The organism is Olavius algarvensis spirochete endosymbiont (assembly GCA_900608495.1).
GTDB lineage: Bacteria > Spirochaetota > Spirochaetia > DSM-2461 > DSM-2461 > UBA2779.
In genome coordinates this window covers 59,373-86,342 of sequence record UWYT01000188.1, presented here as the reverse complement: position 1 = coordinate 86,342, position 26,970 = coordinate 59,373, and the positions used below count along the sequence as shown (strand labels likewise).

Sequence of the window (26,970 nt, the reverse complement as noted above, 5' to 3'; positions counted from 1 at the left end):
CTTTTTAAGTAGCAACAAGAAATTGCATTAATCATAATAAGCGCATGCTTGAAGATTTTCTAACCGATACAGCCGGTCCAGTGGATATCCTTACCCTGGAGCGCCAGGAATTCAGTCGGAAATACTTTTTCTGGAAAGGAGGCGAGCGGCGCTTTGACGCCCGATATAGCTGGAACGCGATGGGGAAGCTTACTTCAATCGAGGAAGAGGACGGAGTTCAACTCTTTACATACAACGACCGCAATGACAAGATTGCTCGCTACAAATTGGACTTGAAAGGAGAAGTAAAAGAGCGGGAGCTATGGGAATGGGATGAAAACCATAAGCTTCAAAAGCGTACCTTGAAAACTAAAGGCGACCAAGTCGAAACTGTCTGGACCTACGAACACAATGGAGAAGAGCGCATGGTTGCTGAACGGCAGGATCGGCGGGTACGAGTGGAAAAGAGAGATGATGAGGGAAGACTTTTACAGGAGTATCTCTACGATGAGAACAGGGCCGATTTAATTATCTGGCACAAATATGATTCTGAGAACCGCCGCGTTTCTATTGTGATTGGGAAAACGGAAGGAGAAATCCAGCGTAAAACGCTTTTCACTTACGACGAGGAAGGCCGTCCGGAATCGGAACTCGTGTTTGATGCAGAGGGAAGGAAAATCAAAGACGAGTTGTATATTTATGGTGCAACAACACGCGGGGCAAGATGGCTTGAGTGTACAATTTGGGTTCCGGGTTCCAGCAGAAAACGACGACCATTGGAAACTGTTTTCCGCTCGTTCACTTTCAGCGAGTTCCAACCCCTCTCAGAAGGCAACAAGAACCAGCCTCAGGCTTTGCCGGAAAGCCTGAGGCTGGATTCGATCGCCTTTAGGAACGGGGTTTATAGAGGCGAACTTAGAGGGGAGATACCCGAGGGTCATGGAGTGTTTCAGTATAACGACTCAAGCCTTTACGAGGGAGAATTCCGAAATGGACTTATGGAGGGTCCCGGCAAGTTGAGTTGGCCAGATGGGAGGATTATGGAGGGACAGTTTTCCGCAGGTCGATTGGAGGGACAAGGACGCTGCACATGGGAGGACGGCAGCAACTATGTTGGCGAGTTTCAAAGAGGAAAAATGCACGGAGTGGGAGTGTTCACTTGGGCAAATGGTGAACGCTATGAGGGACGCTTCAATAACGGTAGGCGGGCCTGAATTTGAAGAACTTCGTGCGTTCGGTTTTCAAAAATACGAATACTCTTTCGTAAAACTATGTGCCGTTTCGGTAAGAAATCTGTGCTTCGAAAGTGTAGTTCCTAATAACCTGCAATATTGAGAAAATGTACTACTAAGAGTTGTGATGAATTTGGTGGGAATAAAGGTAATTTCTTATTTGCTGTCGAGTTTTCCGCTGCCCGCTGATAAGAGTTCCGATGACTTCACCCTTATGAAATGAGACGAAACTAGGAACGCCTAGAATGCTATACTCTTCCGAGAGGTTTTTGAAGGCATCCCAATCGACCGTGGCAAACATGTATAGATTGTCAAATTCTTTCTCAATATCAGGCAGCATCGGTTTCAACACTTTGCAGTCGACACACCAGTCAGCTGTAAAAATGGCGCAAAATGGCTTTGCGCCATTAGCGAGGGTTCGAAATTCTTCTACCGTTTGAATCGCATTCACAGTATCCAAAATATTGCCCTTCCCACCAGAAAGGGTCAAGCACTTTTGCGGAGGAATCCTATGTTAAGTAGTACGCTCAGTGTTCCAAGATTTCGTGGAGCAGGGAAACTTTGCTGTGTATCATAAAATTGCCGAATTGTCTCTAATGAATATATCGATTGGACCCGCTAAGGGTTTATGTCAATTCCTCCCATACTGGCAAGTTGCTCGATGGCCGTATCTTTCTGTTTAACCTTGGTTCTCTTCACCGCTTTCCGAATCACATTGGCCCATTGTCTGTCAGGTAGATCTTCTTTCATTTCTTCCAGGAGCATCAGGATATCCTCGCTCTGTTCTATGTTGTATATTCTTTCACTGTCGTAAAAAAGGCGTTCGCTTAAAAGGTTGATGTAATCCCCAGCCGAGCGGCCTTCCCGCTGGCTTTTACGCTCCAAAACCATCTCCCGCTTGCGAGCCTTTCTGATTTCTCTGTCTCGTCTCGCCAGATCTGTACTTTTCATTGGAACAACTCCAAGTTTTTGTTCCTAACGATAGTACTGTTTGAGCTAAGAAAAAGGCAAGTCAGCTTGAATCTGAGACGCCGAGTTAGCGACTATAATTAGACAATGCCGACGAGCCGGAACGTGTCAGCAACAGAAAGACAAAAAGAGGAATTGAACCGGGACTTGTTATTGGGCCATGAATTCCGCGTTTCGCAGCGGATAACCGGCGGCATCTAGCGAAGCAATAACCTTGTTCTGGGCCTCTTTGATAGCGGTTGGATTCAAGGTTTTCCTCGAATCCCTGAATTCCACCCGTAGAGTCAGAGCACGCGCGTCACTGCTTAAGTTGAAACTATCGAGTACGCCCACCTTGCGTATTTCTTTCATGCCCAGATTCTTCACAACGGATAGGACTTCCGCTCCATAATGCGCTTTCGGCACCACCACGGTTAAATCAAAATCCGCGCGCGGATAGCGATCAAGCGATGTGAAGACATATTCGCTTTCCTCTTGCATATCCATCAGCGCATCGAAATCCAACACCGCAATCGCTGTTCTCCCCTTAATCCGAAAGGCCTGCCCCACTCGGGAATGCAGGGAAAAAACTGTGCCCACATCAAGCTCTCCAATCTTGACATCCAGAAGTTCAATCGGATGAAGACCAGGCCAATCGACAGGAATAAGCGCGTGATTTTTACTGAACTCACCTGGAATTAAGCTTACATCCCTTCCTGCATAACGGCAAAGTCCTTCGATTATATCCGCTAATTCAACGAAGGGATTGTGGTTTAAATCTTGAAACACCACTCCTAAATGGAGATTTTCAGCGAAAAATTCGGGACTATCCAACTGCTTATAAGCTCGGCCAAATTCGAAAATCCGAAAACCAGAGTGTTCCTTCAAATTATTCGCTGTCGCCTGCAGAAGACTTGGAATCAGAGTGGGGCGCATTCTATCGATATCGGGGTTAAGGGCATTGGCTAAAACCAGCCCTTCATTGAGATCGGGCCAGAATGCGCATGAAAGCAGGGCTTCGCCAAGTAAAGGATAATTATAGATTTCCAGAGCCTGCCCTCTGAGAACCATGAAATCTTGGGCGCGGCGTACCGTAGTTTTTTTCGGTGAAAGTCGCAGAGCCTCTATGTTGTGCACAGCGCTAAGAGGAGCAATGGAATCATAACCGATGAATCTGCCAATTTCCTCGGCAATATCAGCCTCACATTCAATATCCTTGGTAGATCTCCAAGTTGGAACGCTTACCTTGTGGCTATATTGGCTGCTTCTCTCCTCGTCTAGCTTTCTCACTCCAAATCCCAGAGCCTTGAGAATGCTTCCGAAGCGGTTTTCATCCACTGCAATCCCTAAAACCGAGCCAATCCGTTTCGGTCCTGTTTCTATCTCCAGTGGAATGGGACTGGGCATGTTAGCGGCCTGGATTTCACCAACAGAATGCGCCCCCGGGTTTAACTCCAGCACCAATTCAAATATTCGCAGGAGGGTTTTCTCCAACTGAGCGCTATCCAAACTCTTCTCATAGCGAACAGAGGCATCAGTACGAAGCCCTAGTCGCGTACTAGTTTGCCGAATTTCCACATCCTTCCAATTGGCCACCTCTATCATAATTTGAGATGTACTTTCAGACACCGAACTACCAAGTCCGCCCATGATGCCGGCAATTCCCGAAGGTTTGTAAGCATCGCAAACCAGGGTATCATCTGCAACCAGATGACGCGCCAATCCATCCAGAGTTACAAAATGCTGAGTAGAACCGGCGCGGCGCACGATAATTTTCCCCTCGCGTATGGTGGAGTTATCAAATATGTGATTGGGGATTCCAGTTTCGAGCATCACGTAGTTGGAGATGTCTACGATTGAATTAATGGGACGCAGTCCAACTTCCATAAGGCGTCTCTGCATCCAAAGAGGGCTCTGAGCTACGCGGATGTCATTCATAACTAGCCCCAAAAACCCCAGATTAGCGGTATCGCCCTCTACTTCTATTGTGATTGGCGCAGCCGGGACTGACGCAGATGCAGCTTCCTTGGCTTCCTCTATTCTTCTCTTGAGCGAATCGGTCCACTTTGCGTCAAACTTATCCCGAAATGGAGAATCGAAAACCAACGCGAATTCCCGCGCCATCCCGTAGTGGCCCCAGAGATCGGGTCGGTGTGTAAGCGATTTATTGTCGATATTGAGCACCAGGTTGCCATGATTTGGGTTGGTGACTACACCATGTTCCGAGCTTGATTCGTATTCCTCCACTTCGCATACCTTCAGTGTTATCCGTCTAGTGATTTCTCTATCACTCAGACCCTCTGGAAGGTCAACAAAATCTCCAATCCAATCGAGCGAGATTTTCATACTGCGAACTGCTTGCTAAAATCGATGTTTCCACTGTGAATCAGTCGTACATCGTCAATTCCGTAACGCATCATCACCAGCCTGTCCAAACCCAAACCGAAGGCAAAACCATTATATTCATCCGGATCTATTCCTCCGTGTTTAAGAACATTTGGATGAGTCATCCCGCAGGGCAAAAGTTCAACCCAGCCGCTTCCTTTACAAACCCTGCAACCCGAACCGTGACAAATCAAACAGGCAATATCAAGTTCGAAACCGGGCTCAACGAAGGGAAAGAACCCGGGGCGCAGACGAATCTCAACCTCTTTCCCAAAAATTTCATTGAGCAGCACCTTTTCGAAATAGATGAGATTAGCCACCGTAATCGAACGTCCAATTAGCATTCCCTCCATCTGATGAAACACCGCTTCATGCGATGCGTCGATTGCTTCACACCGAAACACCTTTCCCGGCCCAACGAAGCGGAACGGTGGCTTAATTTTCTGCTTCATCCCACGAATCTGAATGGTGGAAGTATGCGTCCGTAGAAGATGTTTCAGGTCCTTGAACCAAAAGGTGTCCTGCATATCCCTCGCCGGGTGCGATTCGGGAATGTTCAACGCAGTGAAGTTGTGAAAATCATCCTCAATATGCGGTCCATCAAGTATATCAAAACCCATCGAAAGGAAGATATCCTCTAGCTCGCGTTGAACAATTGTAACTGGATGCAGTCCGGCCTCCCACACGCGTCCGGCGCGATCGCGCTCTCTAAGCGAGATATCTATCCAGTTCTCCTTGAGTTTTTTGTCGATGGAAATTTTCTCGATATCTGCCCTGGCATCTACCCACTTACGGAGTAAGCGGTTCTTCAAGTCATTGGCAGCTCTGCCCAATTCCCTGCGCTCCTCCATTGGCATCTGGCCCAGGGCTTTTAAGATAGCGGCAAGTTTGCCCTTCCTGCCGAGGAACTGCGCCTTGATATTTGCCAGTTCGGCCTCGCTGTCCCCATCGCGCAACGCGCAGTTGAAGGTTTCTTCCAAAACTTTTAATTTCTCAAACATCATTCTAACCAATGTGTGCGGCTTCAACCTCGCTGCAAAATGTACCACCCGGACAAAGCCTCTGCACAAACAGATGCGTGTCCTCTTCCTTCTAAAATGCTCCGCGCTTATCCGTGAGCGATAAATTTCCGATAGCAAACAGACGCATCGTTACTCGCGAGACTGTCCAAGCACTTCACCAGAAACTCTTTTAAAATCAACTGTCCCTTCTCATCATGGACCGCCCGCTAAAAGCTTCTCGATCTCTTCAGAAACTCCGTTTCGTATTCCAATTCGCTAAATCGCCGGGCTATTATCTTAAGACAACCAAGTAGCGGTCAAGGGTAGACGTTGGATTTTTCATCGCCGAGCCTGGGTTCGGGGGGGTTGTTAATGAGATAAGCTGTTTCCAATCTTAGGAAACCGAAGCGCCAGAGGCATTGGGAGATGTCGCCTCCTAGGGCAAGATCGACTCAAAATGACAAGCATCTGAAGGATATCAGCCTTCATGAAGCACTTGAGCGCCGGGTTCTTCCTTCTCGGCTCCACTCACCTTAATTTGCATGACGAAAAATCACTTAAGAGATTATGATTGAATGTCGGAGGAAATCATGGCTGATACATTCGCGAAACGTCTCTTTCTGCTCGGTATGCTTGCCGTCACATGGTTAGGTGCGATTGATGCTCAAGACGCAAACACCAATGCAAAGGTAGTCGAAATTATCGAAGCCTACCAGGAGCTGCTCGCGCAGGAATTGGACCCGAGCATGGAGGACCAACCAGCTGAATCTTGGAATTATGTGAGCAGGGCGATCAACAAAGGCTTCCTGCGTTTTACGGTTGACCCGACAGATAACAACCTATTAAGAGGTGTATATTTCAGGGCGATGCCGGGCTCGAATACTACTCATATTGTTCTCTCGCAGTGGCTAGTCGATATTTGGCCAGATTATCCCTCAATGGTTTTTTCCCTCTTTTCCCTGGGAGTGGAAGATGCATATATCTTTTTTAAGGATCCACAGGCCTGGGGCGTCTCTCAAATCAATAAACTGGATTTACTTCTGATTCGCATAGAGGGTTATAACAGCGCGGCGCTGTTGATTCGCGATCGACTTCTGCCCAGAGGATATCTACTTAGCCCATACGAATCCTTCCTGCTTGATAGCTACGAAGAAGACAAGCTTGCCAGCGCAATTATGTATCTTGAGCGATTTTCATCCTTAGTAGCACAAGGACTTTATATCGCAACTCGCACATTTGAGGAGAAGGGGGATGCAGATGAATTAAGGGATTTCATTAACAGCTTGGGGGAAGGATTGTTGAATAACCGACTTGAGCTTCCGCCCCTGAGCGACGATGCAACAATTTATCCATATGCGGTGGCGGTACACAGTTGGCTGGAACTCACTCCATCGCTCATATCCCACATCCACAACAAAAACAACGCCTCACCCCTCAGCTTTCTGGAAGTGCTTGAACTTGAACAACGCTATGAAGAACTTCGCGAAAAACTGGAGACTAGCCGTATTGGAGATATGCCTATACTGATTCGAATACATGAGGATATCATGGCCGGCTTTGAAAACGAATTTAAGCTCTAAGGACATTGCAAATTTTATCAAGGCCAATCTCCAGCCGCGATCGAGGACAGGCGATGTTCATTCGCAGAAAGCCAGTACCGGTCATTCCGAACTGACTTCCCCTGCTCAGCCAAACCCCTGCATCTAAGAGGCTATTCCAAACTGTCTCCTCCTCTTTCAAGCTTCCAGCAACGCAAATCCATTCCAGATAGGTGCCCTCCAGCATTGCAATCGAATCGGGACCAAGTAGACTAGCAAGAGCACTCCGAACCAAATCATCGTTCTCCTTAACATAGGCCAACATCGAATCGAGCCAGTCCTCACTTTCTCGCCAAGCAGCCTCCGCCGCGGCATAATTGAGTGGAGCGGAGGCTCCTTTCGAAATGCCATATGTCTCAAGCATTCCGTGAACCTGCCTGCGCAGTTTCTGATCGGAGAAAACCGCAAAAGCTATATTCAGACCCGGAATATTGAACGCCTTAGTGGGAGAAACAAGCGTAATCGACTGTGGCAGGCTTTCCTTTGGCAAACTGAGCCAGGGTACAAACTGATGCTTCTGAAAAACTAAATCCGCGTGAATCTCATCGCTAATTACAGTAATCTCCGCTTCGCGACAGATATCGGCAAGCCTTAACAGTTCCTCCTTTTCCCAAACCCGGGCCACTGGATTGTGTGGATTGCAAAGCAGCAAGAGTCTTGCTCCGCACTCTGCTATCTGTGTGGCCAGATTCTCCAAATCCATCTTCCAGCGCCCATCTTTGCCGCGGCGCAGCTCGTTCACAACCAGCCGCCGCGCACCACCTTTCACTGCCTCCCGAAACGGGTAATAAACGGGTTCCTGAATGACAACTCCATCTCCAGGCTCACATAATTCTCGTATAAGCATGTGAATAGATTGAACAATGCCAGGCATTTCAAGGATTTCATTCTTCCTTGCTTTCCAACCCTGACGACGCTCCAGCCAGCCAGTCAGCGCATCATCCAAAGACTTCGGTCTACCCGTATAACCAAATATCCCATGTTCCAATCGCTTCCCGATTCTCCTCAGAATTGCAGGCGCCGTGCGAAAATCCATATCTGCCACCCAGAAAGCGAGCAAACCCGTGTGCCCTGTTATGCGCGAATCATAATCCCACTTGTAACATGAGGTACCCCGCCTCTCAATGCATTCATCGAAGCCGAAGTCTGTAGAGACCATAACAAAGTATACTGGCCTCTGACATCTTTCTCATCAAGTCTCCGGCGCCTTCGCGGTTTCCGACGCCTGCTTCCTAGTTCATTCCCCTAAAACAGCTCAAGCTGCTTGCCCCCCAGAATGGCATCGAAGCTCTCACCACTATGAATCAGAACGTCATCAGCCAGAGATCGCAATTGTTTCTCGATGTAATGATTGTAGTCTATCTCGTCCGGTTTCAGCTCCAAGGGAACAGGCCCTGTCGGTGTCATCAAATACTCAACTCTGCGAATATTCCTGGAACCATCAGGATCAAGCAGTTTCGCCGCCCTAACATGGGGTGGTGGCGATTTATAATCCGCTGCTCGCCTGGAAAGTCTGCGTTTATAGACTAACTTATCATCGAACTCGCCGTTGCGAAGCCGTCCGACAACTCCTCGGATCCATGGTGCCAGGGCCTCGCCATTGAAATAGCGCCGAAAGAGTTCATATTGAAAATCCCGCGCAAGCGGGGTGGAATCCGAGCGCACAAACTCCATCCCTTTGATATCCAAACTCCCATCTGACAACAAACCCACATATCTCTTAACCGCGGTCTCCTCGTCGTTTGTGCGCATCCTCGGTAAGAACAGTTTTACATAGTGCTTCTCGAACTCAAGTTCCAAAAAAGAAGGAACTCCAAAATTCGACTGGATAACTTCGCGGAAATATCCATCCACTCTCTGAGCTAAATCCCGCCCCGCTGCATTGGCATCAAGTCGTTCATCATCCTTGAGTTGAACGAAAACTGAATCGGTATCGCCATAAAGCACTTTGTAACCCCAATCTCGAAGTTGCTTGGCGGTGGATTCAAGCACCCATCTGCCGATGGCAGTTATGGCAGTGGGCAGTTTGGTGTTATAGAAACGGCAGTTCGCGGCACCCATAACTCCATACATAGAATTCATCAGAATTTTAATGGCGTAAGCAAGCGCATCGTTTTTGGCGTCGTGGGCCTCCGTCCTTCGTTGCATCAGCTTGCAAATATAATCCGGCAGAATATGCTCGCTGACAGAAAAGTCAATGTTTACCGGAGTGACAAGCGGATCTTCTGCAGCCTTCAGTAGAGAATATGGATCGATGTGGAAGGTTTGAATCAAGCTTGGGTAAAGACTCTTGAAATCCAGAACTGTCACCTCTTCAAACAATCCAAACCCTCCGGCAAAAACCATCGCGCCTGGAGTTGTTGCCCCGGCGTGCACATCACTTCGGTTTGGAGCAACATAACCCTTACGGTGCAAGCGAGGCAAAAAAAAATGTTCGAAGGCCGCAACGGAACGGTGTATCTGATCGGGCGGAAGGCCGGTAATCAAACTGCGGGTTGTCATCAATTTCAAAACTCCGGTTTTCTCAAAAATCTCAGTTACAAGAATCGCATCTTCCAGGTTGTATCGAGCCAGAGCTTCTTTGTCCTCCCGAAAGCGACGTTCAATTTCGGCCACTTTATCCCTGCCTTCATCTGGAATACTCTTCCCTCGTCCAAGTACATCGTTTGCAACCGTGTTAAGTCGCCACTCAGAAAACCGAATTGAAGCTCCACGCAATAGTGGCGGTCCATCGATAACAAGCCTACCTTCCAGATTAACAATCGGCAGCGATCCTTGCTGCTTAACCAACCTCAGAACTGATTTGCTCCTACCTATCCGCAACGGAAAATTGAGTCGTCGCGAGCGCTCCAAGAGAAAGGTTAAATCAAAACCAATTACATGCCAGCCAATAATCAGATCGGGATCGAGTTCAGTGATTTTCTCGACAAAAAATTCCAACAACGAAATTTCGGTTGGCAAATAACAAAGCTGTGCTGGAGCTTCCTCTTCATTTAATTGGAGTTCCTCGCTTCTATAACCCGGTCCAGGCAACCGCTCATCCAACAGTCCCACAATTCGAATGCGCTTGCCGCCTTTCGAAGAACTCCCTGTATCTATCCCTTCAGCACTGCGATCCATAGCAACGCTATAAAGTGTACCATTCGTTCCTGTTTCGATATCCAGTGACACAGTGCTAAGTTGCGGACACCATTCCGATGGCTCAAATCTCGGATTGACAAACTCCCTGTATCTATCCCTTATGAGCGCTTTTCCTCTCAACCTAGCCGATCCGTGAATAAGCCTCTCCATGAGAAAACGTTCTTCGGGGCGGACATCCGACTCCCAAGTTCTAATTCCAGCCTCTGCCAGTTTACGCCGTCCCTCATGGTATGCCGCCAACGAGGGGAAATAGAGTCCATCTACCGCCTTTCCATCAAACGATCTCATTTCCAATCGACGACGTTCCACCTCGAAATCAGCTGGCAAATGCACATCAGCATAGATAAAAAACACAGGCCGGTGCCTGGGAATGCGAACCAGAATTGCTCCCTCAGAGTCACAGCCCCAGAAGAGTAATTCGCAAAAACCCCTTACATCTATACACCCCGAGGTCAACAAAAAGAAGTTGCTGGAAGTTTCCATCAAAAAAGAATTTCCTGCACCGCTTGCATGCGCCCTCTCAAACAAACAGACCATCCAATAATTATAACTCAAACACGCCACCTCAGTCGAAGATACCTGATTGCATTGGTGAATTTCAGAATTTGAGACTGCTCGCGTTGTCGAGCCTACGATTAAGACAAACTGAGGTAGAACAAGAGCCTGATTAAATCAAGCGACTCTAGGAATCACTAAAGGTTTGTCGAATCACGGTACGCCATGCTGCCTTGGGAGTTCTGCGAATATCGTTCAAGTATATCTCGTGGTACTTACCCGTGAACGCTTTGCCGGAGGATTTGATATTATGGCGCACAGCAACAACTGTCGGTTCCATATCGCTGAGGAAACCTACATGCATCGCCTGCATTGCAGATCCTTCTTTCAAGCTCTCAAATCTCATCAATTCGAGTGAACGATACTTCTTCTTCAGGTAAGCGCCTCTAATTCCTTCTTTCATCATATCAGCACTGATGTAGTCAGGTTGCATAATCATAAGAGTCCATTTCCAATTCGACTTGTTCCTGAGTGTGAATCTCTTCATGTTTTCTGTCCAAAAAAGCATCTCTAGAGGCATCACTCGATAATCAATCTGCTTATGGTTCTTAATATGAAACTTGAATACATAAGAAACAGAATGAAGTGCCATAACCGCGTCGATAAAATGCGGTGAGTCGTATGAACCGCCTTTGCCATCTACCATCAAGAAATTGAATTCGGGCACCTCCACTTCGTGCACACTGCCAACCCTGGGTTTGTACAAACCGGCAAATTTTTTCCGATGATCAATTTTTTCAATTTTAGATTCTAGTATCATACTTGATCTAACCTCCACTTCTGTCACTTTGCTTCAAATATGCTCAATCCCTCCGTGATAAACAGACTAGCGGCCTTAATCTCACTGAGAGTTGTATTTAAACTAGTCAATAAGACTTGCTCCGGAAACTGTAGCCTATAAGCTCCGGTTTTTGTGATCTTTGTAAAAATTGAGAAACACCGAGATATTCCTACTCTTCTCAACACGCTTTTGCTTCTTTCCACGCGGGATATCATTCAAGCACGCTCACATATTGTTGAACCCACTTTCTCTTCTTCAAGCATTTCAGCTGCACTTTCATGTTAAACACCACATCCATTGTTTTTATCGCTGTACCTCTCGAAGTTCGAGAATACATCTCATAATGGGTTCATTAGCAGAACTCAAAACCGTCAGCCGTGTTCTCACTGTCCGAAACAGTGTAATGGGTGAATTTCATAGCAGCTCATAGTGGAATTAAAGCTCCGCTGGCCCGTTGGTTGATTTGGCCGGTCAAGTTGAGATCCATCCGCTTTGCTAAATCCAATGTTTCCTCATGCGTTCACGCAGACCTGCGGCGTAAGAATCCCAATTCTTGATCGGTTTGGTGGCTAGAGATTCCGCGCAGGCTGTTTTGGCCACTGCCACCGCCTCCCACTCAATCACCCTGGGATCGAAGGGTTTGGGAACAACATATTCCGGTCCGAATTCAAAATTCTGGCCATAGGCCCGCCTAACCTCATCTGGTATTGGCTCCTTCGCCAATTCCGCCAAAGCTCTGGCCGCCGCCATTTTCATACCCTCGGAAATACGCCTGGAGCGAACATCCATCGCTCCTCTGAAAATGAACGGAAAGCCAAGCACATTGTTAACTTGATTCGGATAATCAGATCTTCCCGTTCCCATAATCACGCCATCTCGTGTTTTCTTAGCAAGTGGATAGGAAATTTCAGGATCTGGATTTGCCATGGCAAATACAACTGGAGAATCATTCATTGAAAGCAGCATATCAGGGCTAAGCACATCGGCTACCGAAAGTCCAATAAAGGCATCGGCACCACGCATAGCTTCCGCCAGGCTTCGCTCAGATCGATCCGTTGCAAAAAGCTTTTTCTCCTCGCTTAATTCTTTCCTATCTGCCGAAATCACACCTTTGGAGTCACACATTATGATATTGCTTCTCTTCACTCCGGCCTCAATAAACATCTTCGCGCAACTAATACCAGCCGCCCCGGCTCCATTAAACACCACCTTCATTTCTCCAAGTTTGCGTTTCGTTATTTCGGCCGCATTGATCACTCCAGCCGTGCAGATTATCGCGGTGCCGTGCTGATCATCATGAAAAATTGGAATATTGCAAGCCTCAATTAAGGCTCTCTCAATTTCGAAGCATTCCGGAGCCGCAATATCCTCCAGATTAATTCCACCAAACGTCGGCTCCAGGGTCTTTACAATTTCTACCAATTTCCGAGGATCTTTCTCGTTCACCTCGATATCAAAAACATCGATGTCCGCGAAACGCTTGAAGAGCACTCCCTTTCCTTCCATCACCGGTTTAGAAGCGAGCGCTCCTCGATCACCAAGACCCAAAATTGCCGTACCATTTGAAACCACTGCCACTAGATTTCCCTTTCCAGTGTAGCGGAAAGCCGCCTCCTCATCTCTGTCAATCTCCAGAACTGGGAAGGCCACCCCCGGAGAATACGCCAACGACAAATCATCTGCCGTAAAGCAAGGCTTAGTCGCAATCACCTCTGTCTTGCCCGGTCGTCCGTTAAGCTCGTGATACTCCAATGCCCTTTCTTTCATGCTATTCATAACCACCATCCTCATATAAGGCGATTCTAGCAGTTAGTGATATTCTAAGATAAGTGGTGTACCTTATGACACCCAGCGTTGAAACCCGCCAAAAAATCGGGCAAATTGATACCCGTTAACCAATCTGAGTTGGAAACTTATGAACTGCATTGGCAGAATAAATTTTCGGAGGCTATTCTTCTGTCTCCGAGAAAGCGATATTCTCGGCGTTCTCGTCGGGCTCCAACAACTTCGAGGCTTGCATGGTGGGCATTGGACTTACGCCCTTATTCCAGCCAATGAGTACAGTCGTCGTAACTAAGAAACCGACAAATACGACAAACCCAATTAAGACCACAAAAAAATTCTCTTTCATAGCTTTGCTCCTGTTTCCTCATTCTTTATATCGCACACGATCAAAGCTAACGCACAGCATTTTTTCATCCCCTATAGAAAAAATCATAAAAAAGTGATCAATTATTGAGCTTGAATTGAAGTCCAGGCTACTCCAGATTGCCGGAAGCATAGTTCAGCAGTGCAGGTAGACCAACGCTATGTTACTATCAGCACAGCTTGAAGAAGCATTGAATGAAGAATTTCTTTTACAAAAAACCGGAGTGATTCTCACCACTCCGGCACGCTTCGGTAGGGCCGGTTACCTATGCGGTACTAGCAAATCCTGCCATAAAGGGCAATAATGTATAATATGTTTATTTTTAACACCTGTTATATCTTCGGTAACTGTAGTACATTTCTAATCTATTTTGTCCTTTCTTCAGAAAAACGTAGAAAAAACGTTTGAATTCGCTCATTAGAAGAGATTGTTTATTCGTTCTATCGACAATAAGAGTATTCCTACTCCCAGGGAAAATCGAGCTGAAGCTGCCAACGCTCCTTCAAACTGGTTATCACCACTTGAAGTGGCTTTGGGATGGGGCAACCATGCTTCCGGCGATAAATCCATGTCTCATATTCTTTTTCGCCAGCTGTATAAATACGTTCCTCCCCAGGAACCTTTTCAGATTGCCGCAAGTCTCGCATAATGGACCCCGCGATTTTTTTAAACAACGACGGTGATATGAAATTTTCGATATTTATGGCCAGGAAGAAATGACCTAAAGGATAGGGGATTTTCTTGCCATCCTTATCAACACCGTTGAGGGCCTTGAGATAGGAACCATTTTGTAAGGCAGCCGAGAGCACCTCCACAACCGTGGCATAGCCATAACCTTTGTAGCCACCGTTTTCCTCGCCTATTCCCCCCAGAGGGCTAAGCGCCACTATTCCCTGCTTAAGATGCCTTAGCACTTCCTCGGTATCGGTTCGGGTTTTGCCGTCTTTCCCAATCACCCACCCGGGTGGGAGACTCTTCCCTAATCGTGCATACATCTCAATCTTTCCTCGTTGACTAACGCTTGTCGCACAATCGATAACAAACGGAAAGGGCTCATCAGTTGGAATTCCAAACACCAGGGGGTTTGTGCCGAGCATATTTTCCACACCGTGAGTGGGAGCAATGGAAGGACGTGCGTTGGTGCCTGTCACTCCTATCATATCGGCATCCGTAGCCATTGTGGCATAGTAGCCGGCTATTCCATAATGGGTGGAGTTTCGCACAACCACCATGCCTAAGCCCTGCTTCTGCGCCTTTTCAACGGCCATCTGCATAGCCTTTTTTGAGATAACATGGCCCATGCCGTTATTCCCATCCAACACCGCGGTGCTGGGAGTTTCCTTAATCATAGTTATCTTTGTGACTGGTTTCAGAATTCCTTGGTCTATGCGATCAATATAAATGGGTTTGAGTCTACCGATGCCGTGAGAATCGATTCCTCTCTTATCAGATTCTATTAGTACATCTGTCACTATAGCTGCATCTGCTTCAGGTACGCCGCTCTTACAAAGACACTGGTACACGAAGGTTTCCAGGAGCTTGAAATCAACCCACTCGCAATCAGGATAATCGTGTTGATTCATCATTTTCTCGCTATTATGCGCCGTCGTGAGAGGCTTTGTCCAGTTCTATCTGCAATCCTGTATGCGGGCAATATACCACTATTCTCGAATTCATGAATGCTAAACGCGAAGTGTTAGCTAAACGTCTGACAGATTCCTTGACGAAACTACGCTTTATTGAATCCCGTTACAGTAGGCTAACAGATAGCTTGCCTGCAAGGTCAGCTTGGGCTTCCAGTTGATGAAGTAAAGACGGCATGAGCTATTGCAGGGATTGGATTTCCTCCTTAATCGGATGGGATAAATCTTAAGGAGTGGTACATCAAGAACAATTTATCACCTCAAACAGTGCTGAAGTAATGAAGCCGCTAAACCTTATGAATCAGGGTGGATTTGCACCACGGGTCTGCCTTTGTTAAGTCTCTGTGTTCATACCTGAGTCAATCAAATGAATGAGAGCGGTTCTGGCTTGGTTGTCTGGCAGTAGTTTCTTTAGTTCGTCGCGTCCTTGCATTAGCAGGCGCTGCCCCTTCATCTGTGCTTCCATTGCAGCACCCGAGCTTATCAAAAGTTCTGCAGCCTCATTTATTGCCTTTCTGTCGTTCCGGGTCGCGGTTTTTTTGGCCTGTTCGAAAAGGTTTTGCAAGTGGGATGAGTCTTCGGGATTTTTCGCAACGTGATAAATTACTGGTAGACTTTTCTTCCCTTCGATTATATCGTCGCCTCGTCTCTTACCGGCCACACCGTCAGTTAAATTCAACACATCATCAATGATTTGAAAACCACAACCCAATGTCTCCCATGTGCAACCCAATTCCTGCACGCTTCCCTGCTCAGCATAATCCTTCAAGACAGACTGGGCAGCACTTCCTCCAATTCTTGCAGCTAATCCGGCTAATGAACCTGTCTTAAGTCTACACATTTGCAAGTAGGCTTGTTCATCTGGAAAACAGTTAGACCTCTTATGCCATATGATATCATAACCCTGCCCAAGGTGGAGGCGTCTCATCACCGTTAGCCAATCGTTTGTAATGGCAGTCAGTAAGGTGGGATGGAAACTGCTCCTTGCCAGTATGATACTGGGCAAAAAATACATCAGGTTACCCATATTGATAGCTAAATCCTCGCCAAAAATCTTATGTATGGCGGGTTTTCCTCGGCGAGTGGGGGAAGTATCTTCAATATCATCGATGATGAGCGAACCATTGTGAGGAATTTCTATTAGGGGTGCTAACTCGTCTGCGGCTTCCCCTCCACCAAGTGCCTCACAGGTAAGCACGCAAACCAGGGATCTCCAACGCTTCCCTCCGCGTCTAAGCAATGCCCTTCCGGGTTCAGTCAACTCTCTAGCCCAATTATGATTGACATGTGAGGTTTTCATTCCCACGACACTTGCAATCCAAGTTGAGTCTATGTCTTCGGGCAGAATTTTATCGATGGCTGTCTCTATGCGTCTAAGTTGCTCGTCGTACATATTGCTATATTGACTGCTTGCAGCGCAAATTTCCAGCTAAAGGCCAGAAATCGCACTGAGCGAGTTAGTTGTATATATTTATTTAGCTAATATATATTGTGTCATGGTATATCGAATGTGTGTTCTTGCTTTTTCCGCGATTGCGCTTATTGCCTGCAAGAGCACTGAAACGCCTGAATCAGTATCAATAACTCCACCTCCTGTATCTGAAGGAATTGATATCAATTTGGGGGGCTTTGCCTGGATATTCGAATTCGAGGAAACAGCCAGATTCCCCGGCTACCGAGGAATTTTTCTGAGCAAAGATGGTAGATTGCTCTTGATCAATTTCCCAAATGAGATAGGTGACAAATGGGAAATTCAAGGAAATTGGCTATCGCTAAGCTTTCTGCAAGGCGCTCCAGAATTGATGGATATACCCTTAACCAATAATTTTTTTATTCTCGTAGACGATGTTGAAGACGGCTTTCCAAAGCATATAAGACTCATTCCCGAGTACCACTGCGATACCATGGGAATATCCCTTATACGCGGCACCGCCGAAGTGGATCTTGTGGGGAATTACTGGCTCCTCAAGACACTCGTAGGAGCTGAGGATGTTAACTGGCCCATCGATACTGATATACACATGATTCTACTTCCGGGCGAAAATGGCCTTAGCATTCTAAGCTACGGTGGTGTTAATCGATTCAGGGGCAGTATTGAGCTCGGAGATGAGTTATTTAAGGTGGGTCCCCTGGCAAGTACACTCATGAACGGCCCCTATTTAGACTTCGAGAATTACTATGTTTCAGGTCTCACGAGTGTGAACAGTTACATTCAGGTGGATTTCAACCTTTTCCTATATTCCGACACCATGCCGGTAGTCGCTTTTCGGGCCCACATATTCGACTAAATCACGCCTCCAGCAAGATTGTCACTTCCCAGCCATCTCAATCCGTGCACAAATTGAACACAAGAATCGCTGGAGCAATCCTGTACGTGGATAAACGATGAGTTCCAGGCCTAAACTACTTGTTCGCGACAATCTTTTCGGCCATTTCGTAACCGACGCTGAGTATTCGTAAATTGAGAGAATTGTATTTGCGGTTTCGAGAAGAAATCACCTCATCCAAGGCCGCTTCGATTGATTTCATTGACACCAGGTTAGGTTTCAATCGCAATAGGGCACCAATGGCCACCATGTTTGCCGCCCGTTCAGTTCCATTTGCCAGGGAGATATCAGTTGCATCGAGCGGAAAGCTAAACAAATCCGAACGACTTGGCGCAATCGCTATCAACGAGCGATTCCAAATCAGCATGCCCCCGAGCCTTATTCTGGGCAAAAATTTCACCAGTGAGGGACCATTTAAAGCTATTACAACACTGGGGCATTCAATTACCGGCGAAGGTATGTCCTCAGTGCTAATTACCACAGAACAATTTGCCGTCCCACCTCGCATTTCAGCACCGTAGGAGGGGATGTGTGAAACCTGAAGTCCCCGGCGCATAGCAGCGACACAAAGCAACTTGCCCGCTAGTAAAACACCCTGCCCTCCGAAACCAGCGATGACTATTTCTTCGGTCACGAAGCTTCTTTTTCCACTGCTGCTTCCATGGGCCTATCACGAAATTTCTTTAAGGGGAAGCTTTTAAGCATATCAGTTTTTATCCATTCCGCCGCAGTTGCCGGTTCAACACCCCAGTTAGTTGGGCACATAGAAAGAATTTCCACAAAGGAATAGCCTATGCCTTCTTTCTGATAACTAAGCGCCTTCAGAATTGCCTTCTTAGTTTTCTTAACCGCACCCGGATTATGAACCGAGGTTCGTTCAATGTAGGCGGGTGCTACCAAAGTATCAATCAACTCACAGGCTCGAATCGGGTAACCCACCTCAGTACCGTCTCTTCCATGGGGTGTGGTTGTGGTTTTCTGACCCTCCAGACTAGTTGGCGCCATCTGGCCACCGGTCATACCATAGTTTGCGTTGTTGACGAAAAAGACTGTAATTTTTTCGCCACGGTTTGCCGCATGCACTGTTTCGCCGACACCAATGGCCAGCAAGTCGCCGTCACCCTGGTAGGAAATGACTATTCTATTTGGTAGAGCTCTTTTCAATCCCGTGGCCACCGCTGGCGCCCTGCCATGGGCCGCCTCCAGCCCATCCACCTCGATATACTTGTAAGCCAGCACCGAGCAACCTACAGGCGCGATGATTATCGTTTTGCCAATTATGTCAAGCTCCACCAAAACTTCGGCAATAAGCTTATGAATAATCCCATGTCCACAGCCAGGGCAGTAGTGGGTTCTAACATCACTTAGTCCCTCAGGACGCCTGTACATGGGTATGGTCTTGATGCTCATAACTGTAAATCCTCCCTATGATATCATCGAGTGTGGGCACCGCCCCCCCCGCACGACCATAAAAATCCACCTCGGCTTCTCCGTTCACCGAAAGTTTCACATCCTCAATTAGTTGTCCCAAACTCATCTCCACCGTTAGAACTTTTTCCACTTCTTTGGCAAATTCGTTTAGTTCTCTATCGGGAAAGGGCCAAAGGGACAGTGGTCGAAACAAACCCACTCTTGTGCCTCCGGTTCGCAGACTATCCACCGCCTTCCTGGCTACTCGGGCCGCCGCACCATAGGCAACAATCAGCCATTCGGCATCCTCACAGCGATACTCATCCACGTGCCTGACTTCTTCGGTAATCTTTTCATATTTGTCCTGAAGATGGAGATTGTGTACCTCTAATGCACTATCGGGAACCAGCCTCAGAGATGCGATTATGTTCTTGCTCTTACCTTCAGATCCCCTTACAGCCCAGGATTTCTCGAATTTTTTCCCATTAGGCTTTGGAAGCGTTAAAGGTTCGGACATCTGGCCTAAATAGCCGTCTACCAAAATAAGGACTGGTATTCTATACTCATCTGCCAAATCAAACGCGTCTACAGTGAAATCTGCCAGTTCCTGAGCGTTGCCCGGTGCAAGAACGATGGTGCGGTAGTCGCCATTGCCGCCCCCGCGGGTTGCCTGAAAGTAATCTCCCTGAGAACCGGCGATGCCGCCGAGTCCTGGCCCGCCACGCATAACATTAACCAGAACACAGGGCAACTCCGCTCCCGCTAAATAGGAAATGCCTTCCTGTTTCAACGCCATCCCCGGCGACGAAGAACTAGTCATAGTTCTAACCCCACCGGCAGAGGCGCCCATTACCATGCTTATAGCTGCAAGCTCACTCTCAGCCTGAATGAATGTGCCTCCCAGCTCCGCCATCCGGCGAGCCATGTAGACGGGTATTTCATTCTGTGGCGTAATCGGATAAGCAAAATAATGCCTGCAACCAGCAATAAGAGCTGCCTCTGCCAAGGCCTCGTTTCCCTTCATCAGTACTTTTCCCAACATTTAGACCGCCTCCGCCTCTACAAACTTATCGATTTCGATTGCGGCATCTGGACACATGAGCGCACAGGCACCGCAGGCAATGCATATGGATTCATCAATACAAACGGTATAATGAAGCCCCTGGCTGTTTAGTTCTTTCGACTTGGCCAGTATCTTTTTTGGGCAGTTTGCAATACACAAACCACAACCCTTGCATCTTTCTTTATCTATTATTGGCACTCCCCTGTTGCCATTATTTCCCACTCTAAGGACCCTCCAACTTTTTTATTATTGACAAATTAAGCCATTTGTCATGAAAGCGCAAGGTTTATTTTGATTATTCTTCAAGATAAAAACACTTTTCTTGTAATATTTCCGGTTTTTTTGAGCTTAGTTCCTAATCACTAGTATGTAATTACTAGACTCTTTTCGTTGTTTTTAATCTTGCTACTGGAAATTTTTCAAGAATATGACGGGAAAAGGTTAAAATTCACTTCTAAACGCAGTTTTGCCAGTAAAAGTCTTTTCAGTTCGTAAATGCTGGGAATAAGTTGCTTCTTATTGAGTATACAAATGGTAGTTTTATACTATTTTTAGTCGATTTTGTAATCTTGAACGCTATGTGGATTCATCCTAATACGTACCAGTGCACGATATATGCCATTACTAAGACCGATTTGGGGGAAATCAATCAACGCCACTCTGGCTTGTACACTTTTAGGGCGATTGAAATTACGTCTCATGAGATAGTTCTTGACAGCCTCCTTGATAGCCATTTCCAACGCCTCACGTCGAGAACCTCCCATAGTTGGTGAATTGCCTTCGCCGGCGGTAAATGGGAACTGGGTACTTCTCCAAGCTTCAAGACGTTTTTGTTGCGCGGAATCGCTTGAGTATTCCATAAGCACGTACGTTATCCCATCTATCTTATCAGCACTGAGCGTTTTCAGCTTTTCATCTCCTGTTGGTATTTGTGCCACGAGTTCTATTGTGAATTTCTCTTTCACTCCCCGACTGCTGAATGGAGGAACCCAAGTGACTATATATCCATATATCATGCCCGAAAAAATCCACCTGGCATCGTCAATTAATTCATTGGCACTGTGGTCGGAATAGTCTTGCACGGTGGTTTCGATGGGCTCTGGAAACAGTTGGAATTCCCCCCGCAAGGGCTCTGCGGCCAAAGGAACGCTTACCTGAATCAGCAATAATCCGCTCCCAAGCAACCACCAGCCAAACGGCAAGCGCCGAATTGCAGCTGATTGTAAAACAGCATCGTCGTATCTCAGTGCCAGTTCCTCATCGCCTTGATTGGATTTATTCTTAGTCGTATGGAGAAGTATAGCAAACCGAAAGCCAGGCCACTAAGATGTGTGAGATGTGCTGCGTTGCCCCCAAATTGAAAGACATGAGAAAGCAAATCAATTGCCGCGAATACCGCCAGGAGTATGGGTGCCCTCATCGGGATGAGCCCGAATAGCAGAAGAACAGCACGTGGCTCCAATATCGCATATGCCAACAGGACCGCATATATGGCTCCTGAAGCGCCGATTATTGGTGTGAAACTGGCGCGAGACATGTAGGCTACCACCGAGAAAACCCCGGCTAGTGCGCCGCAGATTAGATAATAGGCGAGATATTCCCCACTTCCGAGATGCCTTTCCACGTGATGTCCAATGGAAATTAGCACTATCATATTGAAGATGATGTGCATGAAGCCGCTATGCGTGAACATGTAGGTTATGGGTGTCCAGAGGAATTTCCTGAGGAGTAAACCGTGTGCATAGATGGCCAGATACTCCAGAATACCCGGCGACAGGTACACCAGAAAGAAAACTGCAATATTTGCGGCCACAATTATTAAGTTATAATTGTAGACTCTTCCACTTGTTCTCATAACAGGTTTTAAGTTTAGCTTAAATTCATTCTGGAGTTCAATAACACAATGGTGCACAGCCGACGATTGGTTGTTGGACACATGAGAAGATGACAGGCCCGTCATGAAAGTGCCAGCACCACGAGACGACTGGTAAACGTAATTCAATTAACGGCGTAGAGACGGAAACCTCGATAAGGTATGCCGGTGCTATGAATTATGGTGTCGGTAATAAGCTGTAACCTACCCCGTGTCTCCGAGAAGTCGTATTCCAGTACGAATTCCGGCTGACTCCCCTTCAGATAAGGGAAGTAGTCTATTTGCAGGGATTCCGGAGGTAGAAGATTTTCGTTTTCCACGGAAACAATTGCTATCAGCAGAAAGCGACGAAAGCGGATTATCCACCAGGCCTGGCGTTCGTCGAAATGTCCATCAAGTCGTTCTCCGTTTCTTAATACATCTTTGTAGTAGTTCGCGACATCCTCGATATTGTTCGACTTCTTTGCTTCGACTGAATTCGGCATCCAACCCAGGGTGACTGATTCTTTGAGAGTGCTCATGTAGCCCCAAGCCCCTTCGAGAGCACCCATGGTTTCCAGCAAGGGGCGCCGCGCGGGTCCAACCCCGAGAAAACGTGCAACAAACCTCTTCATATGCGCCCGTTCACGCCGTGGCTTGCTTTCCTTTTCTCCCGGGTTAATTGAAAGCGGCACTGAAAATTTCAACTTCCGCCCCAGATTGACGTGCCTAAGTTTCTCATCAAGTGCAAAGGTAGTTTCAAACCAGGCTCGGTTGGCCTTACTTTCAGCGATGTCATCTTGCACAAGATCGATTCCATGGATTCCAAAAGTCTCGATTTGCATCGGGTTGCCCTCTGCCATCACGCCCATATTATTTCGAACCCCGCCTTTGCGCACTATCTGGGCGATTGTTTTCAGATGGCTCAGATTCAAACCCACATCTTTTTGACGGCTAGCCGCTCTAGTACCACTTAGACTTAAAAAATCAAAACCGTAACGATCGCGCCAAAGCTCGAATATCCTGCCCCAGTAGGACAGCGCGACATCACTATAATCCAGTGCAAGAGAGCAGAGTTGTTTATCATCAGCTTTGCTTAGCGGCGCCAAACCAGCCTGACTAAGCGCGCTTGCATAGTCACTGAATTTGAGTCCCTGTTTTGTTCGCTTAAGCGTGGACACAATCGATTCAACTTGTCGATTGAGGATACTTTGATAGGCTTTGTCGGAATTGAATTCTCCGCCTTTGGTCCAGAGAAACAACTGGGGTTTATTGTAGACCACGGCAGCCTGAATATGAACGCTACTATCTAACTGATAACCAACTGCCAAATCCAGTAGATGAGCCGCTTCGACGAGAGTTCTTATCTGAATCGCGGAATCAAATCCAACTTCGAGAGCCTGGGGTGACGCCAATGTACTACGCACTATCACATGAGACTGGAGTCGAGCAAGATTGGGGCCCTCGCCGATAGTAAAGGGGGCGAGGATGATGGCCCGTGTACGAAGCGTGGTGAGATACATGGCGGTACTCAAGATATTTGCCGGACAATCTTGAGTGCCGGCGGCGCGGATATTTATCAAAGTGTAGTCATATTCGCTCATCCATCGGGTGTCGCGTCGTCTAAGAATGGGACTCTCAGCCGAGTGCATTAACAGCACTCGATTGAAAAAATCTGCAATTAGCGGAAGTGGGAGCGATACCAGAACTGTTCCGCTGTACCGCAAGTAGCCCTCTGATTCGTATTCGCGAAAGAGCTCTGCCGCTTGACTGCTTTGCTGGGAACTGGATGGCAGATTGTGTGCCAGCGTTTTCCACAAATGATGAGGAGGAGTATTCATAAATTTATGATATCATATAATGGAGTTTTATTGGATTTTCTGAACACAAAAGCGCTATATTTGGGGTGTATCGATGGCGCAAAACTTGACTGTACACTGATGTTTGGATACCGGACTGAACGATTGAGGTTGACGCAGGTGTGAGAACGGAACAAATTTGATGCGAGAATTCTGAACATGCAGGACAGGAAGAGGGCGGATTACTATGCCATGGAGGCTAGACGACTTGGTTATCCTTCTCGCTCGGTTTTCAAGCTGCAGGAAATTCAGAGGAAATGGAAACTGTTAAAGGAACCAATACTGGATGTAGGAGCGGCGCCGGGTGGATGGACGCTTTTTGTGCTTAGAACCCTGGGACTCGGGACGCGGATAGTTGCTATTGATCTCGAGAATTTGGATGTCAAGACGCCACCCGGCTGTAAGATCAGTTTTTTAAAGGGTGATGTTTTTTCGCAGGAGGGGATGGAGTTTGTGAAACAGGGGGGGCCCTATGGGTGCGTGTTAAGCGATGCCGCGCCTGCAACGACTGGTAATCGAGTAGTGGACACTAGTCGCTCTTATAATCTGGTCTTACAGATTATAAGTATTGCGGAAATGAATTTGGCGGTTGGAGGCAATCTAGTGCTCAAGCTTTTCCAAGGAGGTGATGCAGGAAAAGTGCGGGAGAGAATGGAGATGATTTTTGGCAGAGTGAAATTGTTTAAACCAAGGGCGGTGAGACAGAACTCGATGGAGGTTTATATCATTGGTATGGGACACCGCCCGTAAAAATTGCCAAACCAGATGCCGGGAAGGCACACACGCTGGGTGGTAATAACCTGCGATATCACTCGAAATGAAAAACTCGGAATGCGGCAATTTTTATTTGGAACAATCAGAGGCGAGCTTGATGATAATCAGGATTGAGCGCTACTTCGCGTTTTTGGTAAGTAAAACCGGCTAGACGTCCGAATAGAACGAGAGCCGCTGTTCTTCTTGCACTGAGTTTGTCTGGACATCGCCAAGAACTGTGTCATTTGAACCTTTCCTATGCTTTTTTTGACAATGCATGATAAGATGCTGATCAAATGAATAAGCATCATGAAACAGGTTCGGAACCTGCAAAATTTGATGGAAGGATGAAAAACATGTCGAGCATTGTTTTTTATGTGACGGTTAGGGAAGATTATCAAAAAGCACGAGAAGATTACTTCCCTCACATTGCAGCTTCCTACACAACGATCTCAAAAAGTTTCACCAAGGGAAAATCCTATCCTGTTTTGGCAGTTAGGCATATGACTATGATTGCAGAAGATGAAAAAAACGTGGAAACTTCACAGTTCCTGGTTCCGACGGAGAGCGGAAATTTCATTTGGGTGCAATCAGAGATTTTTCGTTTCTCCGGTTTGAATCCCGAAAGCAAATAACGAATGTGAAGGTTGCAACTGCGCTAGATATCCAGCGTTTGGACAGCTCTGCAATCGTGAACTATGGAATAAGTGAGTCCATTTTGATGGAAAATGCGGCTATCGCCGCACGAGGGGTGATTGCCAGACGCTGGGGGGTGCCTGGAAGACGGGTGTTGGTGGCTTGCGGACCGGGAAATAACGGGGGAGATGGATTTGCACTGGCAAGGTTGCTATATTCGCAGGGCGCGACTGTTACTGTGTTGGTGGCTGGTAGATCGGATATAAACAGCAGAGGTGGCGCGACTGTCGGAGCCGCAACAAACAGAGGTTTTGACAATTCAAGCAGGCTCCAGGATTCGGAAGGAGCCGCGGGAGATAATCTGCGAATTGCGCAGCGCTTGCCTCTGAAATTTCTGCAATTATACTCGCTTACCAGTTTGCTCGCAAAAACGGATTTTGATTCGTTTGATGTTATTGTCGATGCTCTTCTCGGGGTGGGACTCTCCCGCAATCTGGAAGGCCCGATGGCAGCTTTAGTTGAGAGAATTAATGCCTCTGATACTCCGATTTTATCTTTGGATATTCCCTCGGGAGTGAACGCTGATACTGGGGAGGTGCTCGGAGTGGCAGTTCGAGCGGAAGTGACGGTTGTCTTTGGGCTTTTGAAAAGAGGAAATTTGCTATATCCGGGATTCGACTTGGGGGGTGATTTGTATTGCTCGGAGATCTCTTACCCGCCGGAGCTGTGCAACGATGATTCGATTGCTCTTTCGGTGAATGTGCCGCCAGTACTGAGCGCGAGAGAACCAGCGGGACATAAGGGGACTTTCGGGAAGATTCTGATCGTTGGCGGTTCGCCTGGATATTGCGGAGCAGTGGCGTTGGCGGGGGGAGCCGCACTGAGGAGCGGTGTGGGCTATGTCTACTTGGCGATTCCCTCGGCTATGGTTTCACAGGCTTTCCCGCTAGTACCGGAGGCGGTGTTCTTACCTCAGGGCGAATCGAGCTATCTGGGGAGTGAGCATCTTCCGAAGCTGCTTGAAGCTAGCAGTCGGGCAGATGCGGTTGTCTTGGGGTCGGGCCTTTCCACTCAACCAGAATCCATCCGACTGGCGCTGGAACTCATTGCCTTGATAGAAGCACCGCTTATTATCGATGGCGACGGACTTACTGCGCTAGCCGGTCGCGATGAGTTGAGTCGAAGTCGAACCTATCCTACCTTTTTAACTCCACACTCGAAAGAAATGGCCCGGCTTCTTGGTTCATCACCGAGCGAGGTGTCGACACGACGGATTGATACCGCCCTGGAAGCAGCCGATCGCTATGGGGCCATGATTGTTCTCAAGGGAGCACATAGCATCATTGCCAATCCCAATGGAAAGGTTTGGATAAACCTAACGGGAAATGCCGGAATGGGAACTGCTGGTTCGGGTGATGTGCTTGCAGGTTTACTCGGAGCTCTGGCGGCCTCGCATCCGAATCTGGATTCTGCTGATCTCCTGCGTTTAGCTGTTTATCTACATGGGCTTGCGGGTGATTTGGCATCATTGAACCTTGGACAAATCAGTCTAAACGCTCGTGATATTGTTACTTTTTTGCCCCAAGCCTTCATGGAACACAAAAAGAAACTTACTTTCAACCCATTTTCCGGCAAAATAATGCAAATCTAATTTCTGC

At 47.3% G+C, this 26,970-nt stretch carries 24 protein-coding genes; 6 read left to right on the top strand and 18 right to left on the bottom strand.

All coding sequences use genetic code 11. From position 1 onward, the window contains the following. Positions 1-44 precede the first annotated feature (44 nt). Entirely contained in the window at positions 45-1,193 is a 1,149-nt protein-coding gene (locus tag S1OALGB6SA_RS05385; RefSeq protein WP_124032790.1) for an MORN repeat-containing protein, read from the top strand. Positions 1,194-1,326: 133 nt separating this feature from the next. On the opposite strand, the gene S1OALGB6SA_RS05380 is transcribed toward S1OALGB6SA_RS05385, so the two are convergent. The 4 genes from S1OALGB6SA_RS05380 to pheS all read right to left on the bottom strand — a co-directional run bounded on the left by S1OALGB6SA_RS05380 (position 1,327) and on the right by pheS (position 5,593). After that, the gene (locus tag S1OALGB6SA_RS05380) at positions 1,327-1,662 is read right to left on the bottom strand and encodes a thioredoxin family protein (RefSeq protein ID WP_037561272.1); all 336 of its coding nucleotides are present in this window, start codon (positions 1,660-1,662) and stop codon (positions 1,327-1,329) included. Between the two features lie 167 nt (positions 1,663-1,829). Further along, positions 1,830-2,162 (bottom strand): LB_289 family protein, encoded by a 333-nt coding sequence (locus S1OALGB6SA_RS05375; protein ID WP_037561262.1) that lies wholly within the window; start codon positions 2,160-2,162, stop codon positions 1,830-1,832. Between the two features lie 168 nt (positions 2,163-2,330). Further along, positions 2,331-4,505: a phenylalanine--tRNA ligase subunit beta gene (locus tag S1OALGB6SA_RS05370; RefSeq protein WP_124032789.1), complete on the bottom strand. Its 2,175-nt coding sequence runs from the start codon at positions 4,503-4,505 to the stop codon at positions 2,331-2,333. Further along, complete coding sequence (gene pheS / locus S1OALGB6SA_RS05365) at positions 4,502-5,593, bottom strand: phenylalanine--tRNA ligase subunit alpha (RefSeq protein WP_230204432.1); 1,092 nt, start codon at positions 5,591-5,593, stop codon at positions 4,502-4,504. Before pheS ends, S1OALGB6SA_RS05370 begins: the two co-directional genes overlap by 4 nt. Positions 5,594-6,135: 542 nt before the next feature. Between pheS and S1OALGB6SA_RS05360 the strand changes: the two genes are divergently transcribed. Then, positions 6,136-7,125 (top strand): hypothetical protein, encoded by a 990-nt coding sequence (locus tag S1OALGB6SA_RS05360; protein WP_124032788.1) that lies wholly within the window; start codon positions 6,136-6,138, stop codon positions 7,123-7,125. Here S1OALGB6SA_RS05360 and S1OALGB6SA_RS05355 read toward each other — a convergent pair. The 7 genes from S1OALGB6SA_RS05355 to S1OALGB6SA_RS05325 form a co-directional block, all read right to left on the bottom strand. Next, entirely contained in the window at positions 7,115-8,302 is a 1,188-nt protein-coding gene (locus S1OALGB6SA_RS05355) for a MalY/PatB family protein (RefSeq protein ID WP_124032787.1), read from the bottom strand. The genes S1OALGB6SA_RS05360 and S1OALGB6SA_RS05355 overlap by 11 nt on opposite strands. A gap of 86 nt (positions 8,303-8,388) precedes the next feature. Continuing rightward, the gene (locus S1OALGB6SA_RS05350) at positions 8,389-10,767 is read right to left on the bottom strand and encodes a DNA polymerase II (RefSeq protein ID WP_230204439.1); all 2,379 of its coding nucleotides are present in this window, start codon (positions 10,765-10,767) and stop codon (positions 8,389-8,391) included. 199 nt (positions 10,768-10,966) lie between these two features. Continuing rightward, on the bottom strand, positions 10,967-11,599 hold the full coding sequence (locus S1OALGB6SA_RS05345; protein ID WP_052079906.1) for a GyrI-like domain-containing protein: 633 nt from the start codon (positions 11,597-11,599) through the stop codon (positions 10,967-10,969). A 516-nt stretch (positions 11,600-12,115) separates the two neighbouring features. After that, the gene (locus tag S1OALGB6SA_RS05340) at positions 12,116-13,396 is read right to left on the bottom strand and encodes a malic enzyme-like NAD(P)-binding protein (protein ID WP_124032785.1); all 1,281 of its coding nucleotides are present in this window, start codon (positions 13,394-13,396) and stop codon (positions 12,116-12,118) included. A 172-nt stretch (positions 13,397-13,568) separates the two neighbouring features. Beyond that, a complete protein-coding gene (locus tag S1OALGB6SA_RS05335; protein ID WP_037561267.1) occupies positions 13,569-13,751 on the bottom strand; it encodes a hypothetical protein in 183 nt (60 codons plus the stop codon). A gap of 479 nt (positions 13,752-14,230) precedes the next feature. Then, entirely contained in the window at positions 14,231-15,355 is a 1,125-nt protein-coding gene (locus S1OALGB6SA_RS05330; RefSeq protein WP_200881621.1) for an Ldh family oxidoreductase, read from the bottom strand. Between the two features lie 391 nt (positions 15,356-15,746). After that, positions 15,747-16,805, bottom strand: coding sequence for an FPP/GGPP synthase family protein (locus S1OALGB6SA_RS05325; RefSeq protein ID WP_052079907.1), 1,059 nt, complete (start codon positions 16,803-16,805; stop codon positions 15,747-15,749). A 115-nt stretch (positions 16,806-16,920) separates the two neighbouring features. Here S1OALGB6SA_RS05325 and S1OALGB6SA_RS05320 point away from each other — a divergent pair, with 115 nt between their 5' ends. Beyond that, complete coding sequence (locus S1OALGB6SA_RS05320; RefSeq protein ID WP_161786760.1) at positions 16,921-17,700, top strand: META domain-containing protein; 780 nt, start codon at positions 16,921-16,923, stop codon at positions 17,698-17,700. A 115-nt stretch (positions 17,701-17,815) separates the two neighbouring features. Here S1OALGB6SA_RS05320 and S1OALGB6SA_RS05315 read toward each other — a convergent pair whose 3' ends face one another. The 7 genes from S1OALGB6SA_RS05315 to S1OALGB6SA_RS05285 form a co-directional block, all read right to left on the bottom strand. Beyond that, positions 17,816-18,373: a 2-oxoacid:ferredoxin oxidoreductase subunit gamma family protein gene (locus tag S1OALGB6SA_RS05315; RefSeq protein WP_037561269.1), complete on the bottom strand. Its 558-nt coding sequence runs from the start codon at positions 18,371-18,373 to the stop codon at positions 17,816-17,818. Then, positions 18,370-19,149 carry a thiamine pyrophosphate-dependent enzyme gene (locus S1OALGB6SA_RS05310; RefSeq protein WP_037561270.1) on the bottom strand — a complete coding sequence of 260 codons (780 nt, stop codon included), beginning with the start codon at positions 19,147-19,149 and terminating at the stop codon, positions 18,370-18,372. The genes S1OALGB6SA_RS05315 and S1OALGB6SA_RS05310 overlap by 4 nt, the downstream gene beginning before the upstream one ends. Beyond that, positions 19,112-20,191, bottom strand: coding sequence for a 3-methyl-2-oxobutanoate dehydrogenase subunit VorB (vorB, locus tag S1OALGB6SA_RS05305; protein WP_124032784.1), 1,080 nt, complete (start codon positions 20,189-20,191; stop codon positions 19,112-19,114). Before vorB ends, S1OALGB6SA_RS05310 begins: the two co-directional genes overlap by 38 nt. Further along, positions 20,192-20,434, bottom strand: coding sequence for a 4Fe-4S dicluster domain-containing protein (locus S1OALGB6SA_RS05300; RefSeq protein WP_200881743.1), 243 nt, complete (start codon positions 20,432-20,434; stop codon positions 20,192-20,194). It abuts the gene before it with no gap. Positions 20,435-20,763: 329 nt separating this feature from the next. Then, positions 20,764-21,378 (bottom strand): hypothetical protein, encoded by a 615-nt coding sequence (locus S1OALGB6SA_RS05295; protein ID WP_124032783.1) that lies wholly within the window; start codon positions 21,376-21,378, stop codon positions 20,764-20,766. A 77-nt stretch (positions 21,379-21,455) separates the two neighbouring features. Further along, the gene (locus S1OALGB6SA_RS05290; protein WP_037564494.1) at positions 21,456-22,067 is read right to left on the bottom strand and encodes a rhomboid family intramembrane serine protease; all 612 of its coding nucleotides are present in this window, start codon (positions 22,065-22,067) and stop codon (positions 21,456-21,458) included. 143 nt (positions 22,068-22,210) lie between these two features. After that, positions 22,211-23,905: a hypothetical protein gene (locus S1OALGB6SA_RS05285; RefSeq protein ID WP_124032781.1), complete on the bottom strand. Its 1,695-nt coding sequence runs from the start codon at positions 23,903-23,905 to the stop codon at positions 22,211-22,213. 177 nt (positions 23,906-24,082) lie between these two features. Here S1OALGB6SA_RS05285 and S1OALGB6SA_RS05280 point away from each other — a divergent pair, with 177 nt between their 5' ends. From S1OALGB6SA_RS05280 to S1OALGB6SA_RS05270, 3 genes are all read left to right on the top strand, one after another. After that, entirely contained in the window at positions 24,083-24,673 is a 591-nt protein-coding gene (locus S1OALGB6SA_RS05280; RefSeq protein ID WP_124032780.1) for an SAM-dependent methyltransferase, read from the top strand. 299 nt (positions 24,674-24,972) lie between these two features. Then, positions 24,973-25,311 (top strand): hypothetical protein, encoded by a 339-nt coding sequence (locus S1OALGB6SA_RS05275; protein ID WP_052080299.1) that lies wholly within the window; start codon positions 24,973-24,975, stop codon positions 25,309-25,311. 5 nt (positions 25,312-25,316) lie between these two features. Further along, the gene (locus tag S1OALGB6SA_RS05270; RefSeq protein ID WP_124032779.1) at positions 25,317-26,963 is read left to right on the top strand and encodes an NAD(P)H-hydrate dehydratase; all 1,647 of its coding nucleotides are present in this window, start codon (positions 25,317-25,319) and stop codon (positions 26,961-26,963) included. The last annotated feature ends 7 nt before the right edge of the window (positions 26,964-26,970 follow it).